15 protein-coding genes are annotated in these 14437 nt (G+C 69.9%); 9 read left to right on the forward strand and 6 right to left on the reverse strand.

Annotated features, from left to right (window positions below):
• Positions 1–25: 25 nt before the first annotated feature.
• A complete protein-coding gene (locus ACWGIC_RS24840) occupies positions 26–1183 on the reverse strand; it encodes an NAD-dependent epimerase/dehydratase family protein (RefSeq protein ID WP_452078347.1) in 1158 nt (385 codons plus the stop codon).
• Positions 1184–1369: 186 nt separating this feature from the next.
• Between ACWGIC_RS24840 and ACWGIC_RS24845 the strand changes: the two genes are divergently transcribed.
• Complete coding sequence (locus tag ACWGIC_RS24845) at positions 1370–1876, forward strand: GtrA family protein (protein ID WP_452078348.1); 507 nt, start codon at positions 1370–1372, stop codon at positions 1874–1876.
• Here the strand turns inward: ACWGIC_RS24845 and ACWGIC_RS24850 are convergent.
• Together ACWGIC_RS24850 and ACWGIC_RS24855 are read right to left on the reverse strand one after the other, a co-directional pair.
• Entirely contained in the window at positions 1806–3980 is a 2175-nt protein-coding gene (locus ACWGIC_RS24850) for a glycosyltransferase (protein ID WP_452078349.1), read from the reverse strand. The genes ACWGIC_RS24845 and ACWGIC_RS24850 overlap by 71 nt on opposite strands.
• The gene (locus tag ACWGIC_RS24855) at positions 3977–4921 is read right to left on the reverse strand and encodes an NAD-dependent epimerase/dehydratase family protein (protein ID WP_452078350.1); all 945 of its coding nucleotides are present in this window, start codon (positions 4919–4921) and stop codon (positions 3977–3979) included. The genes ACWGIC_RS24850 and ACWGIC_RS24855 overlap by 4 nt, the downstream gene beginning before the upstream one ends.
• Positions 4922–5153: 232 nt before the next feature.
• On the opposite strand from ACWGIC_RS24855, the gene ACWGIC_RS24860 reads away from it, so the two are divergent.
• The 3 genes from ACWGIC_RS24860 to ACWGIC_RS24870 are packed head-to-tail and all read left to right on the forward strand — an operon-like array spanning position 5154 to position 7292.
• Entirely contained in the window at positions 5154–5597 is a 444-nt protein-coding gene (locus ACWGIC_RS24860) for an XRE family transcriptional regulator (RefSeq protein ID WP_452078351.1), read from the forward strand.
• Entirely contained in the window at positions 5594–6202 is a 609-nt protein-coding gene (locus ACWGIC_RS24865; protein WP_452078352.1) for a hypothetical protein, read from the forward strand. Before ACWGIC_RS24860 ends, ACWGIC_RS24865 begins: the two co-directional genes overlap by 4 nt.
• Before the next feature lie 7 nt (positions 6203–6209).
• Positions 6210–7292, forward strand: coding sequence for an MAB_1171c family putative transporter (locus ACWGIC_RS24870; protein WP_452078353.1), 1083 nt, complete (start codon positions 6210–6212; stop codon positions 7290–7292).
• On the opposite strand, the gene ACWGIC_RS24875 is transcribed toward ACWGIC_RS24870, so the two are convergent.
• Entirely contained in the window at positions 7234–7755 is a 522-nt protein-coding gene (locus ACWGIC_RS24875) for a 2'-5' RNA ligase family protein (RefSeq protein ID WP_452078354.1), read from the reverse strand. The genes ACWGIC_RS24870 and ACWGIC_RS24875 overlap by 59 nt on opposite strands.
• Positions 7756–7925: 170 nt before the next feature.
• On the opposite strand from ACWGIC_RS24875, the gene ACWGIC_RS24880 reads away from it, so the two are divergent.
• The 4 genes from ACWGIC_RS24880 (at position 7926) to ACWGIC_RS24895 (ending at position 11723) form a co-directional block, all read left to right on the forward strand.
• A complete protein-coding gene (locus ACWGIC_RS24880; RefSeq protein ID WP_452078355.1) occupies positions 7926–8087 on the forward strand; it encodes a hypothetical protein in 162 nt (53 codons plus the stop codon).
• Positions 8088–8211: 124 nt separating this feature from the next.
• Entirely contained in the window at positions 8212–9012 is an 801-nt protein-coding gene (locus ACWGIC_RS24885; RefSeq protein WP_452078356.1) for an alpha/beta fold hydrolase, read from the forward strand.
• A gap of 275 nt (positions 9013–9287) precedes the next feature.
• Positions 9288–10814, forward strand: a complete 1527-nt coding sequence (locus ACWGIC_RS24890; protein WP_452078357.1) for a CehA/McbA family metallohydrolase — start codon at positions 9288–9290, stop codon at positions 10812–10814.
• Positions 10815–10907: 93 nt separating this feature from the next.
• On the forward strand, positions 10908–11723 hold the full coding sequence (locus ACWGIC_RS24895) for a hypothetical protein (RefSeq protein ID WP_452078358.1): 816 nt from the start codon (positions 10908–10910) through the stop codon (positions 11721–11723).
• Between the two features lie 387 nt (positions 11724–12110).
• On the opposite strand, the gene ACWGIC_RS24900 is transcribed toward ACWGIC_RS24895, so the two are convergent.
• Entirely contained in the window at positions 12111–12371 is a 261-nt protein-coding gene (locus tag ACWGIC_RS24900; RefSeq protein WP_452078359.1) for a hypothetical protein, read from the reverse strand.
• Between the two features lie 25 nt (positions 12372–12396).
• On the opposite strand from ACWGIC_RS24900, the gene ACWGIC_RS24905 reads away from it, so the two are divergent.
• Positions 12397–12948 carry a hypothetical protein gene (locus tag ACWGIC_RS24905; RefSeq protein WP_452078360.1) on the forward strand — a complete coding sequence of 184 codons (552 nt, stop codon included), beginning with the start codon at positions 12397–12399 and terminating at the stop codon, positions 12946–12948.
• A 365-nt stretch (positions 12949–13313) separates the two neighbouring features.
• On the opposite strand, the gene ACWGIC_RS24910 is transcribed toward ACWGIC_RS24905, so the two are convergent.
• On the reverse strand, positions 13314–14135 hold the full coding sequence (locus ACWGIC_RS24910; RefSeq protein ID WP_452078361.1) for a trypsin-like serine peptidase: 822 nt from the start codon (positions 14133–14135) through the stop codon (positions 13314–13316).
• Positions 14136–14437: the final 302 nt, after the last annotated feature.

Below are 14437 nucleotides of genomic sequence, written 5' to 3' on the forward strand. Positions count from 1 at the left end.
GGAACCAGGCGGGCGCAGCCCGGGGTCAGGAGGTTTCGACCGCCCCGCGCCAGCGCACCGCCGGCCGCAGCCGCTCGGCGTTCACCCGGTGCTTGTTCGCGCCCACGATGTCGAACATCGACTCGATCAGCGTGTCCGACAGCAGATGCGGCTCCAGCCCCAGTTCGAGCAGCCCGGTGTGCTTGACGTTGTAGTAGTGCTCGGGCTGCTCGACCCGCGGGTTGTCCAGGTTCTCGATCTGCACCGGCCCGGGGAAGCGGTCGGCGACGAGTCCGGCGATCTCCCGCACCGACATGCTCTCGGTCATCTGGTTGAACACCCGGAACTCGCCGCGCCCGGCCGGATTCTCCACGGCCAGCCGGATGCACTCGACGGTGTCGCGGATGTCGATCAGGCCGCGCGTCTGCCCGCCCTTGCCGTACACCGTGAGCGGCTGGCCGAGAACGGCCTGGATGACGAACCGGTTGAGCACCGTGCCGAACACCGCGTCGTAGTCGAACCGCGTGGCCAGCCGGGGGTCGAGCGCGGTCTGCGGCGTCTGCTGGCCGTACACGACGCCCTGGTTGAGGTCGGTCGCGCGCAGGTCCCAGATCCGGCAGGCGAACTCGATGTTGTGCGAATCGTGCACCTTCGACAGGTGGTAGAACGAGCCCGGCTTCTTCGGGTACAGCATCCGGTCGCGGCGGCCGTTGTGCTCGACCTCGAGCCAGCCTTCCTCGATGTCGATGTTCGGGGTGCCGTATTCGCCCATCGTGCCCAGTTTGACCAGGTGGATGTCCGGGTCGATCTCCGCGATCGCGTACAGCAGGTTGAGGGTGCCGACCACGTTGTTGTGCTGCGTGTAGACCGCGTGCTCGCGGTCGATCATCGAATACGGCGCGGACCGCTGCTCGGCGAAATGCACGATCGCGGAAGGGTGGAATTCCCGGATCGCGCCGAACAGGAATTCCGCGTCGAGCAGGTCGCCTTCGAAGCGTTCGATCCGTTTTCCGGACACCTCGTGCCACGCGTCGGTCCGGGCGCCCAGGTCTTCGATCGGCACGAGGCTTTCGGCTCCGAGCTCGACGTCGTACTGCCGCCGCGCGAAGTTGTCCAGAACAGCCGCTTCGTGGCCTTTGCCCGACAAGTGGAGCGCAGTGGGCCAGCCTAGGTAACCGTCACCGCCGAGAACCAGCACTCGCATCCGGAGCACCCTTTCCTTTCGTTTCGCGACAGGCACGGCCTTTCGTGGTGCACGACGCCACGTGTCGCGGTGGCAGATCCGAACCTAATCGCCGGCCGCTGATGCTCGGCTGGCAGTCAGCTGTGAATCCGCTGTGGGCCGGGGGGCCGCGCGGCGGAACCGGCGGCCCGAGGGGAAACTGGGGGCATGACGACGGTAACCAACCCGGCGAACCCCCGCACGGCGGAAGAATCGCCCAAGCCGCGCCGCCGCGGCCTGGTCCGGTTCGTCCGCGCGGCCGCCAGTTCGGTGGCCGCGACGCTGCTCAGCCAGGCGACGCTGATCGCGGTGCTCGCCGCGGACGGGGCCCCGTGGCTGGCCAGCGCGGGCGCGTTCGCCGCCGGGGCGGTGCTGAACTTCTTCCTCACCCGGCGCTGGGTGTGGGGCCGTCGCGGCCGTCCCGAACTGGGCCGCGAACTGGTGCCCTACGTTCTCGTCATCTCCCTCGGCGGCCTCGCCTCGGTCGGGCTGACCACGCTCGCCGGGCACCTGCTCGCGCCGCTGCACCTGCCGCACTTCTGGTGGGTCGTGCTGCTCGACGCGGCATACGTGCTCAGCTACGCGCTGGTGTTCGTCGCGAAGTTCACGATGCTCGACCGGTTCGTTTTCGACCGCGGCGCAGCACGTAGCCCCGCCACCACGTCCCCGTCATGACCCGCGCGTAGTTCGCGCCGTACACGACGCTGCCGCCCTTTTTGCTCTTGCCCGCCTTGCGCAGCCGCATGCTCATCGGCCGTTCGAGCACGCGCGCGCCTTGCGCGGTCGCGCCCAGCAGCAGCTCCGACGACTGGTACTGCGGCTCGTTCAGCGGGATCGCGCACGCGAGTTCCGCGCGCAGCGAACGGAATCCGAACGACGTGTCGGTGATCCTCCGCCAGGTGAGCACCGACGCGAGCCACGCGAACACGCGCACGCCGACCCAGCGCATCCGGCTGTCGGCCTCCTCGTGCCCCAAACGCCGGGAGCCCGTCACGAAATCCGCGGTGCCGTCCAGCAGCGGCGTGAGGAGTTCGGCCATTTCGCTGTTGTCGTACTGACCGTCGCCGTCGGTCGTGACGATGTACTTCGCGCCGTTCTCGGCGGCGAGGTGGTACCCGAGGCGCAGCGCGGCCCCCTGGCCGCGGTTAGTCGGCGCGACGCACACGTACGCGCCATGGTCTTCCGCGATGGCCGCAGTGTCGTCCGTGCCGCCGTCTACGACCACCAAGACGTCCACTGGCAGCCCGAGACATTTGTCCGGCATCTTCTCCAGCACTTGGCCGATGCCGCCGGCTTCGTTGTACGCGGCGATCACCACGGTCAGCTCGGACAGCTTCGCGCCGGGATGCCGGTCGTGGAAGTCCGCGATCGCGCCTTCGTCGACAGCGTCCGGATAGCTGCCGAGCCGACGACGGCTGGCCACGGTGAGCGTGGTGAAGCCGAGCGCCCCAGCGACCGGCAACAGCACGAGCGCCGGCAGTTGGTAGCGCCAGGAGAACTCGAACACCGCGGACGAGAACAGCAGGAACAACCCCGTGCCAGCAGCGAACAGCGCACCGCTGCGGGCCGGGTGGCGGGGTTTCTTGCGGCGCAGCAAGGTCAACAGGCCGAGCAGCGCGAAGAACCCGAGCACCGCGCCGGGCACGAACCCGCCGTTGATCTGGTAGTCGCGAAGGAACACCGCGATCGGCTCGTTGACCTTCGGATCCGTGCCGTCGTATTGCTGTGTGACCGCCTTGACCACCGCGGGTTCGGCGAACTCCGGGTAGGTCAACTGGAACTGCCACCGGTCGATCGGCACGTCGGTGACCGCCGTGTCGCGGGTGAACTGGAAGCTCTTGCCGAAGTCGCCGAGGATCGACGTGGCGACGTCCCACCACTGTTTTTTCAGTGCGGTGACAGCGAATTCGCGCGCCAGCGCCCCTTTGTCCGCGCCGGGCGGCAGCGGACCCGGCCACGCCGGGTCGAGGTCGGCGTGCGTGTAGTTGTCGACGAGCCGGTTCTCGACCGGTTCGGTGGGGCAGAACTGCCGCACGACCGGGTCGAGCTGGAGCTTCGCGCAGTCCGCGACCGCGGCGGTGCGGCCGTAGAGCATGCTGCCGGACGGCCCGCTCAGCCCCCATTTCCCCGTCTCTGCCTTGACTTGAGCCGCGTACGGAACCACCACGACGAGGATCGCGAGCAGCCCGATCCCGGCGTCGCGCCAGCCGCGCCACGAACGCCACGCACTGCCCGCGGCGAGCACGTACAGCAGGAACGGCGCGGCGATCGTGATGCCGATCAGCCGCACCAGCACGCCGAATCCGACCGCGAGACCGGCCAGCGCGATCCGCCGCCAGTTCGGTTTTCCCTTGGCCAGCACCAGCCACAGCAGTCCGAACAGCAGCGCCTCGAACAGCACCTCCGCCATGATGTTCTGCTCGATCTGCACCTGGTAGGCGTCGAGCAGCAGCGGCGCGGCGGCCAGCGCGCTCACCCAGTCGCGGGTGCCGAGCCGCCGGGCCAGCGCGTAGATCCCGACCGCGATCGCCAGCCCGCCCAGATGCTGCACGGCGGCGACGAACGACAGTCCGCCGACCGCGAGGAGCGGCTTCAGCAGCAGGTCGTAGCCGACCGGGTTGATGCCGTCGGCGCGCAGGCCGTGCAGATTGTCCAGGTACCGGTAGGAATCGATGTACAGCAGCGCGGGCTGGTAGGCGATCCAGGACAGCACCCGCAGCGTGGTTCCCGCGGCGAGGAGCACCAGCAGGAACGCGTGGCGGCGGAGGAACCCGGTCACGGCGCCTCGGCCCGGTCCAGTCCGGAGAAGTACTTCCAGGCCGTGGCGAGACCGTCGGCGAGGGTGATCTGCGGCCGGTAGCCGATGGTTTCCGCGCTCGCCGACACGTCCACGACCACCGCGGGCATCTCTCCGGCCGGCGCGGGCACATGCTCGACCGGCAGTTCGGCTCCGGTCACCGCGCGCACGGTCTCGACCATTTCCAGCACTGACACCGAATGGCCGGCGCCGACGATCGCGCGTCCGGTGTAGCCGCTCTCGTACGCGAGCGTGATCGCGCGTACGACGTCGTCTACGTGCACGAGGTCGCGACGCTGTTCTCCGGTGCCGTACACACGCACGCCCTCATTATTCAACGCTGCGCGCATCATTCGCGGAACGAAGCTGTCTTTGTGCGACATGCCCGGCCCGTACACGTTGGTGAAGCGCAACGCGCACGTCGTGATGCCGTACGCGCCCGCGTAGCCCGACAGCAGCATCTCGCAGGCGGCTTTCGTGGCACCGTAAGGCGTGAGCGGCTTCATGGGCAGGTCGACCGTGATGGTGTCGGTGCCGACGTCGCCGATCACTGCGTTCGTGGACGCGAGAATGAAGCGCGGCACCTCGCGTACGCGGCATAGTTCGAGAAGTTCTTGTGTCACCGCGACGTTCTCCGCGTACGTGTCGCGCGGCAGCTCTACTGACTTCAGCACGGACGTCAGCGCGGCGAGGTGCACGATCCCGCCGACGCCTGCTTCGACAGCTGCTTCGCGGGTTTCGGCGTCGCGCAGATCTCCGACGACTACGCGTACTCCCTCGTCCGTCGTCTCGTAGCGCACGCGATCCACGACAGTGACCGGATAACCGCGCCCACGGAACTCTCGCACGACAGCGCGCCCGATGAAGCCACTGCCACCGGTGACGACGACGGGTGTCCTTTCAGGACTGTGGGGGAGTGTCATGGCGCACAACCTACCTCCGCAGTCTGTGCGTCACTTGTGTGTCCCTCGCCGGGGCAGGCGCGCGTGCGCGGGACCGCGTGCGGGCACCCCCAGCGACCGCACGCGGATCCCGGTGTTTAGTTTTCTAAACGATGCGCGAGGCGAGTGTAGCCGGAACGAGACGGCTGGTGTCAAGTTTTCGGGACGGTTATGCTGGACGCTGTTACGGAGACGGAACGGTGGTGGGGGCGGCATGGCCGAGCAGGCGGAGGAGCGCAGCTTCGCGGAACGGCTCGCGCACCTGATCGCGACTGTGCACCCGCCGGACCGCAAGCCCTACTCGTACCGCGAGATCGCCCAGGGCGTCGCGGACGTCACCGGCGTCAGCATGTCGGCCACGCACGTGCAGCAGCTGGCCGTCGGCGCGCGGCGCGACCCGAAGCGGTCGCACATCCAGGCGCTCGCGCGGTTCTTCGGCGTCCCGGTCACCTATTTCTTCGACGACGAGGTGGCCGGCCGGGTCGACGAGCAGGTCGCCGACGTGGTCGCCTGGCGCGACACCCAGGCCCGCGACCTGGCGCAGCGCGCGATGCGGCTGTCCGAGCGCGACCGGCGGACCGTTTCCGCCCTGATGGACCAGCTCGGCAGCTACACCGAGGGACGCGATCGCACCCGGCGCGGACGCAAGCCCGAGTGAGCCGGGCGGCTATGCTGGCCACGGCCGGAACGCCGGGGAGTCCCCGGTGCGCCCGGCTGGTCCAGCCGCCGATCGCCTCGGGAGGGGACATCGACCCGACCGTGCGAGTGCGCGCCCGCGACCGGGTGCGCGACCTGCTGCGGCACGTGCCCGCCCCGCGGCCGTGGTCGATGAACGCGTGGATCGACCGGCTGGAACAGCACCGCGGCCGCGACATCGACCTGCTCGCGGTCGACTACGCGCCCGGCCAGCCCTCCGGCGCGTGGCAGCGGCACGAAGACTTCGACCTCATCGCGTACGCGGCGGGCACGTCGTCGCTGCACCAGGACCACATCATCGCCCACGAGATCGCCCACCTGCTGTGCGAGCACCGCGGCGAATGCGTGCTCACCGACGCCGAGGCGGCCGAGGTCGCGCCTGACCTCAGCGCGCACCTGCTGTCTCATCTGCTCACTCGCGTCACCACGAATTCCGACGAGTACGAAGCGGAGCTCATTGCCGTGTTCCTGATGAGTGCCGCCACGGCGGACGGCGCACAGCTGCGGCCAGGCGCTTCCGGTCCGGCGGCGGATCGCGCGCGGCGCTTCGCGTCGCTGCTGGGGTAGCGCGCGGATGATCGACGTTCTTTTCTTCGGGGTCGGCCTGTTCGCCCTCGCGGTCGGGATTTGGCGCGCGGTGCGGGCGCGGCGGACTGGCGCGGGCGCGGGACTGGCGACCAGCCTGATCGCTCTCGGCGTCGCATTCTGCTTGCTCGCCGACAGTGCTCAGGCGATCGAGAGCCAGCTGTACCCGAGCCTTGGGCGGCTGCTGTCGAACCTCGCGACGATGGTGGCCGCGTACGGCATCGAAGTGACTGTCGCGGAGATCGGTGGCGTGGCAGAGCGTCGGCGGCGCGCGCGGCTCGGGGCGTTGATCGTCGCGCTTGTCGTCCTCACTGCGTCGTTCTTCGCGACGCGCGGGCTGCCGACCGGCGTCGGGCTCTTCGACGAGCTGTACCGGTCGAATCCGACATTGGTCGTGTACATCGTCGTCTACACGCTGTACCTGGGCGTGGCGGTGGCGGACATCGCCGTGGTGTCGGCCGGAGCGGTGCGCGCGGGCACCGGCGCGTTGCGGGCCGGGCTGGGCATCATGCTCGTCGCCTGCGTGTTCGCTTTCGCTTATCTGACCGGCAAGATCGTCGATCTGATCAGCGACCTGACCGCCGAGCATCCGGTCACGAAGCTGTGCCGCGGCGCGTTCTCGACGGTCCGGTGCACGCTCGCGGTCGGGTTTCCGGCGATTTCGGTGCTGCTGATCGTGGTGGGGCTGACGGTGCCGGCGTTGCCCGCGCTGGGACAGGCGGTGCGCGACGCGCGGACGCGGGCGGCGCTGCGGCCGCTGCGTCAGCACCTGGCGTCGCGGTACCCGGATGTCGTCCGCCTCGACGACGCGTCGGGGACCGGCCGGGAACGGCTGTTGACGATGATGAGCGAGATCAACGACGGACTGCTGCTGTCCGGCGTCGGCCCCGAGCTGTCGCCGAGCGCGGCCGCGCAGGTGCTGCGCAGCTCGGCGGCGGTGCCGGACGAACCCGCGGAGCCGCCGGTGCTGTCCCAGCAGACCGCTTTCGCGGCCGATGTGGCGCGGCTGCGGGCTATCGCGCGGGCGTTCCGAGCGGAGCCGACAGCCGGAGCTGCCAACCCTGCTCGGTGAGCACGACGAGGTGCAGCGTTTCCGCCCGGGCGGTGATCGGCAGCAGGGCCTGCGCTCGTCCGGCGACCTCGGCGCGCTGGTCGTCGGTGCCGCCGAGGGCGATCGTCAGATGGGCTGGCGGGTGCGCTCCGAAGCGGCCGCCGTACGGGGGCGTGTCGGGCCAGTGATCGCATACGGCGTCGGCCAGCGGTTGCAGCGCGGGGGCGGCCGCGGCGACGAACCCGGGCGCGGTGACCAGATCGGTCAGCTGCACTTCGGTCGCGGGGAATTCCGCGGCGAGCCGGCTGATGTCGGCGTCGGTGTGCTCGGTGAGCCGGTCGGCGGGCAGGAACGGGTACAGCGCCGTGACGTGCGGCGGCAGACCGGGCCGGACGAGTCCGGGGTCGACGGCCGCGGCGGCTTCGAGCAGAACGGCGGCGGACGGGAGCGTGACGACGAGCGCGCTGGTTCCGGGCGTGGGCACGGCCCCGATCCTGCCGGATCGTCCCGCGGCGCCGCCGTCCGGGCCCGCCCGGCCGGGCGAGGAAAGGCAACCCTTTCTTTTCTGCTGCTTCCGGGGAATTCGGCTCAACCGAACCCTAAGTCTTCCCCAAATCCGCCGACGGCGATTCTTCGCGGTCCTACACTCGGTGGATGAAGATCGTCCTATGGACCGCATTGTGCGGATTGTGCGCCGTCACCGGCCACGTGCTCCTGGGCGTCGTGGCAGGTTTCCTTCTGCTGGCTTGTGTTCCGCACCGTCCCGCCGCGGGGCGGCGGGCACCCGAAAGAGAATTGATCGGCTTCCGCGGCTGACATTTCGGGAGAATTCCCCGGAAATGCCGCGCCGCGGCCGGCGATGCCCTCCTCCCGGCCGTCGCCGTCCCGGAATTGTCGGTGCCGTGCGGTACAACGGTGGCCGACGAACAGGGAGGGAACGATGCATTACGTCGAGCACGGTTCCGGCACGCCGGTGCTGGCCGTCCACGGCTGGACGCCGGACCACCGCCTGATGACCGGCTGTCTCGAGCCGCTCTTCGCGCGGCGGCCCGGATTCCGGCGGATCTACCCGGATCTGCCCGGGATGGGCGAATCGCCCGCCGGGTCCGCGCGCGGCTCGGACGACCTCGTCGCCGCGCTGGAAGACCTGGTGGACGACCTGATCGGCGCGGAGCCGTTCTTGCTGGCCGGTGAATCGTACGGGGGTTATCTGGCCCGCGGGCTGACGCGGGCGCGGCCCGGGCAGGTCGCCGGTCTGGCGTTGCTGTGCCCGGTCGGCCGCCCGGTGCCGGTGCCGGAGCGGGACGTGCCGGACCACGAGGTGCTGCGCGCCGATCCCGGACTGCTGGCGAGCCTCGATCCGGCCGAGGCGGCGGAGTACGAGGCGACGGCGGTGGTCCAGTCGGCGGAGACGCTGGCGCGTTTCCGGGCGGACGTCGCGCCGGGGCTGGCGGTCGCCGACCGGGCGGCGCTGCAGCGGATGCTGGCGGGCTGGCCGTTGTCGGTCGATCCGGAAAGCGGCCCGTCGTACCGGAAACCCGCGCTGATCGTGTGCGGGAGGCAAGACGCGGCTACGGGATTCGCGGAGTTGTACGGATTGCTGGGGCACTATCCGCGGGCGAGTTACGCGGTGCTCGACCGGGCGGGGCACAACCTGCAGTTCGAGCAGCCGGTGCTGTTCGAGGCGTTGATGGAGGAGTGGCTGGACCGGGTCGTGGAGGGGAGCGGCGCGGCGGGGTGAGGACCGCCAGGCGGCGGCAGGGAAGCCGTGAGGTGTGCGCCCGTGTGGTCGGAGCGCCTTCGTGTCCGCGCCGACCTGTACTCGCGGATCGTGGCTCGCCATTCGGTGAGGGATGGTGCTGTGCCGTGATTCCGTGCGGGGCAAGCGGTCCCGTGCCGGCAGCCGGTCACGCCTGTCGCGGCGGAGGCGAGTCGCCGAGTGTTCACCGCAACGTCGTTGAAGGGGGTTGCGCAGGGGGCTAGCGTCGGCGCGACTTCTTTGCTGCGGAGGTAGGCATGTCCACTGGGGAACTCAACCGGCGCAACCTGTTGCGGGCCGGAGGCGTCGCGGCGGCGGACGCGGCGATGAGCATGCTGCCGGGTGTCTCGTTCGCGGCGCCCGCACCCGGCTCCGGGCAGCAGACGAAGACGGTCACCGGCACCTTCCGCCCGGACGTGCCCGACTGGTACTACCTCCCGGTCGACGTGCCGCGCGGCGTGAAGCAGATCGACGTCGTCTACTCCTACAACAAGCCTTCGGTGCCCGCCGGAACCCGCGGAAACGCCTGCGACATCGGCATGTTCGGGCCGGAAGGGCACGAACTGGGCACCCGCCGCGGCTTCCGCGGCTGGTCCGGCGGCTTCCGCGACCGGTTCTCGATCAGCGCGGCCGGGGCGACGCCCGGGTACCTCGCCGGGCCGATCACGCCCGGCCGCTGGCACGTGATCCTCGGCCCGTACACGGTCGCTCCGCAGGGCCTGAACTACCGCGTCGACATCACGCTCACGTTCGGCCGGGACGACTCGAAGCCGTTCCGGCCGAACCCGGCCCCGGAGACCGCACCCGCACGCGACCGCGGCCGGTCCTGGTACCGCGGCGACTCGCACCTGCACACAGTCCACTCCGACGGCAAGCGCACGCCCGAGCAGCTGGTGGCCGACGCGCGGGCGGCCGGTCTGGACTTCATCGTCTCCACCGACCACAACACGTCGAGTTCGCAGCTGGTGTGGGGCGACTACGCCACCGACGACCTGCTGATCCTGAACGGCGAGGAAGTCACCACGCGGTCCGGGCACTGGCCCGCGATCGGCGTCCCGGCGGGCACGTGGATCGACTGGCGCTACCGCGCGTCCGACCCGCGCGACTTCCGGCGGTTCACCGACCAGGTGCACCGGGCGGGCGGCCTGGTCACCGCCGCGCACCCGTTCGCGAACTGCTTCGGCTGCACCTACGAATTCGCCTACGAGATCGCCGACCTCGTCGAGGTCTGGAACGGCCCGTGGACCGCGGAGGACGAAGCGAGCGTCACGCACTGGGACGGCCTGCTGCGCGGCGGCCGGTGGATCCCGGCGATCGGCGATTCCGACGCGCACAACCCGGACCAGACCGTGGCGCTCCCGCACACGGTCGTGCAGGCGGACCGGCTGGGCCGCGCGGAACTGCTCGCCGGGCTCAAAGCGGGCCGGTCGTGGCTCGCCGAATCGAAGGACGTGCAGCTCGACTTCTCCGTCTCCGGCGCCGGCCGCACCGCAGGCATCGGCGGACGCCTCGTCGCGGGCACCGGCGCGCCGATCGAGGTGCGCGCGGTCGTCCGCGGCGTGCCGGGCACGACCGTGACGTTCCTCGACCAGCTCGGCCCGGAGCACAGCGAGACAGTCCCGGAATCCGGCACCGCGACCGTCACGTGGACGACGTACCCGCGCTACAGCCGCTGGGTGCGCGTCGAGGTGCGGCGTCCGTCGGGCGGTCCGAAGACCACGACGCCGAACGCCATGGTGGCGATGTCGAATCCGATCTTCCTGGGCGCTCCCGACGCTGGCTGACCCCACCCGAGCGTCTCGCGGCCGGGACGTCCGGGCAGACTGTGCACTTAAAGTGGGCAGTGGGGAAGGCGGGCACGGGTGCGCGGGTGTGGCGTGCGAGCGGCGATCCTGGCGGTCGTCGTGGCCCTCGCGGCGGTGGTCGTCGTGGTGGTCATGTTCTCGAGCAGCGACGAGGTGAAAACCCCCGGCTGCACCGTCGCGTTGCCGAAGGGACCGAACGACGCCTCCGCGCCGCAGTACACGCTGCAACCGGAGCCCATGAACAACGCCGCGATCATCGCCGCCGTCGGAGTCAAACAGGGCCTGCCCCCGCACGCGGTCACGGTCGCCCTCGCGACTGCCCTGCAGGAGTCGAAACTCCGCAACCTGAGCGGCGGCGACCGCGATTCGGTCGGCCTGTTCCAGCAGCGCCCGAGCCAGGGCTGGGGCACTCCCGACCAGCTGCAGGACCCGGTCTACTCGGCGACGGAGTTCTACAAGAAACTCGCGAAACTCGAGAACTGGCAGACGATTCCCGTCACCGAGGCGGCGCAGGCCGTGCAGCGCTCCGGCGCCCCCGACGCGTACGCCCAGTGGGAAGACGAAGCCACCGCGCTGACCGGCGCGCTCACCGGAAAGTACCCGGCGGCGCTGACCTGCCGGAACCTGACGCTGAACCCGCCGGCGAACCTGGTGACGGTCGCCAACGCCGAACTGGGCACGGCCCGCTTGAGCGGCGCGCACCCGGCCGCGGAGGGCTGGCGGATCGCGAGCTGGCTGGTGGCCCGGGCGGCGAGGCTGGGGATCGACCGGGTGAGCTTCGCCGGCCAGACGTGGACGGCGGAGGCGGGCGCGTGGGCCGCGGACGAGAAGGCCGGGCAGAACCTTTCGCTGCATCAGGCGCCGGTCGCGCCGCCTAGCTCGGGCTGAGCGGCGGGGCCGGGCGGCCGTCGACGGTGCGGTTTGCGTCCGGTTTCGTTCGCCGGGGTGTCGTTGGGGAAACGGCTGGTCGACGGGCGGATCCGGTGTGGCGAACGACTCGGCTCGCCTTACGCTGGTCCGAGAGTCCGACCGGCTCGGGCTCGGTGGCTCCGGCTCGCAGGTTTCCGGAGGCTGGTACGGCGTCCCGTTCGGGAAACCCGTGCAGTGCATGGGCGAATACGTCGGCATCATCGGCAAAGGGCTGCGCTGCGAACAAGTCCGTCATCGCTGGACCAGGCAGGCAGCGACACACTCTGCGGTGTTTTATTTAAGTTTGAAAAACCAATCCGAAACCATGCCGAATAATCGTCGATTGACAGCTGTTATCCCTCTGTCTTAGGTTCGATATTGCTTGAAGCGAGGATAAGCCTCAGTCCTTTTGTCTGCAGCTGTGGCATGTTGTCGAAAAGTTCTTCCTTGGGAATAAGTAGCCAGCGACCGGAACGGAACGTCCCGCCAGGCCTGCAGCGGCGGCGCGACGCTGATCGACGGAACCATCTGCCGCTCCGGCAATCCCAGCGTCTCGATCTGCCTCTGAATTTTCCGGAGAGCTCGCCATTTATTCTGCCAGGCCGATGTTTTCGCTTCGTCCACCATGGTCGATCCTGCTAAAATCCTGTGCATGGATGCCGTTTCCTGGCAGGGGCCGCCCAGGGAAGTCCTGGGGCAGGCAGTGCCGATCCAGCAGTTCGTCGCCCGAACCGACCGTGTCGCGGCCGCGCTGCATTACGCGGTCGCCTTTCCCGAGGGCTGTCTGCTGGCTCTGCACGTGGCGATCCGGCGAGGCTCGCTGGACGACCCGGCCTGGAAAAGGGTGACGGAAAACGAGTTCGACTGCCTTTCCGGCCTCGAGACGGCCGACGGGGGTTTGAAATTCGGCGTCCGCTTTCCCGACGGTTCGAAGGCCACCACTGTCGAACACCCCTTTCCCGGCTGGGCCCGTCCCGCCGACCGGCCGGAACGCCCGATGCTCGTCGAGGCCGGCGGCGACTCCTCCGGCGGCGACCAGTATTACGACAGCCATCGGCGGCTCTGGCTGTGGCCGCTCCCGCCGCCAGGCCCCTTCGAGTTCGTCGCCGAGTGGCCGGACCTGGGCATCGACCGGACCTCCGCCACCCTCGACGGAAACGCCATCGTCCGCGCGGCGGCCCACGCCGTTCCGCTCTGGGGCTGATGGCAGCGGGCACAGGCGACTGGCGCGGCTCCGCATTCTGGGCCGGAAGTCCCCAGACACGTAGCGCGGCGGAGATCACCTTCGCAGCATGAGCAGAATGCTCGCCGAGCACGACATCCGGATGGCCAGTTTCAGGTAGTCGCTGTCGAAGACGGAAGACGAACAGAACGAGACCGTCGCGGCTCCTTCCCGTGGTCGCCCTGGCGTCTCTCGGAGCGGGTGGTTCCTCGGAAGCAACGTCGGCGCGACTCCGTCCGGCAGCCTGTCGATACCGCCGTCCTCGAATAACTTCACTGGCGCGGATCGCCATGCCTTGTTTGCCGGTGCGGTCAAGCGGGCCCTGGGGCTCGTGAATCCGCCCTGGCTCAGCTGATCGCGGAGTTGTAGAGCGCTGCGATGTCGTTGTCGAAGTACGCGCTGTAGGAGACGTCCGGCGTGGAGCCGCCGGTTTGGTAGCCGCCGATGGTTCCGATGACGGTGCCGGTTCCGGTGTTCGGGTCGGGGGCGAGGACCCAGGGGCCGCCGCTGGTGCCGTCGGGGAAGCCGGGGCAGGCGATGCGTTGCTGGTAGGTGTCGGACTGGGTGGTGGTTCCCGTGCAGACGACCGGTTGTTCGGTGTTGTTGGGGTAGCCGGTGAGGGTGATCGTGTGCGAGAAGCCCTGGTTCGTGCCTAGGCGGTTGGCACCGGTCAGGCTTTCGAGGCTTGCGGAACCGGGCTGGGCGACCTTGAGGAACGCAAAGTCGAGGTCTTGATCGGACGAGGATTTCCACCCGTCCGCGAGCACTGCCGCGGTGACTTGCCAGGTGCCGTACGGGGAGAGGCCGTCGTGGTAGCCGGGCTTGAAGGTGACGCCGGAGATGTCGCCGCTGACGCAGTGCGCGGCGGTGAGAAGCAGGTCGCCGGTGGGGCTGTGCACGACGCTGGCCGAGCAGAAGTGGTTGCCGCCGGAGAACAACGCGCCGACAGCCGGGCTGGCATTGCTTGCGGCGGCGGGGCTGGCCGAGGCGGTGTCGTGAGAGCTTGCTGGGGCGCTGCTGGTGGCTGGGAGGCGTGTGCTGCTCGGCTGGCTGGGCGCGGCCGAGGTGGTGACGTCGGCGGTGTCGACGACGGCATTCGCGCTGCCGGTCGCGACGATCGCCGCCGCCGCGCAGACGGCCAGCGCTGTCCGGGAAACAGTGACTCGCACGCATCAAGATGACCATGCCGATGCCCGGCGGGCATCCCGGGCGGCCGGATGCACAGCAACCTCACAGCGCTCGCACATCGGCTCACAGCTGGGCGAGTCCGCCCGGCGCGCCCGAGAATTTCCCACCCTGCGGGGTGGGTGCGCGGATGGCCGTCGAGCGCGCCGGGAGGAGGTGACGCCACCTCTCGGCGCGGTGCATCGGGCGGCGGGGCGTGGGCCGGGCCCCCCGGGGGGGGGGGGGGGGCCCACCGGCCCCCCCCGCGGCCCCCCCGGCGGGGGGGGGCGGGCGCCGCGGCCCCCGC

The sequence above is a fragment of the Amycolatopsis sp. NPDC054798 genome, from assembly GCF_053611505.1.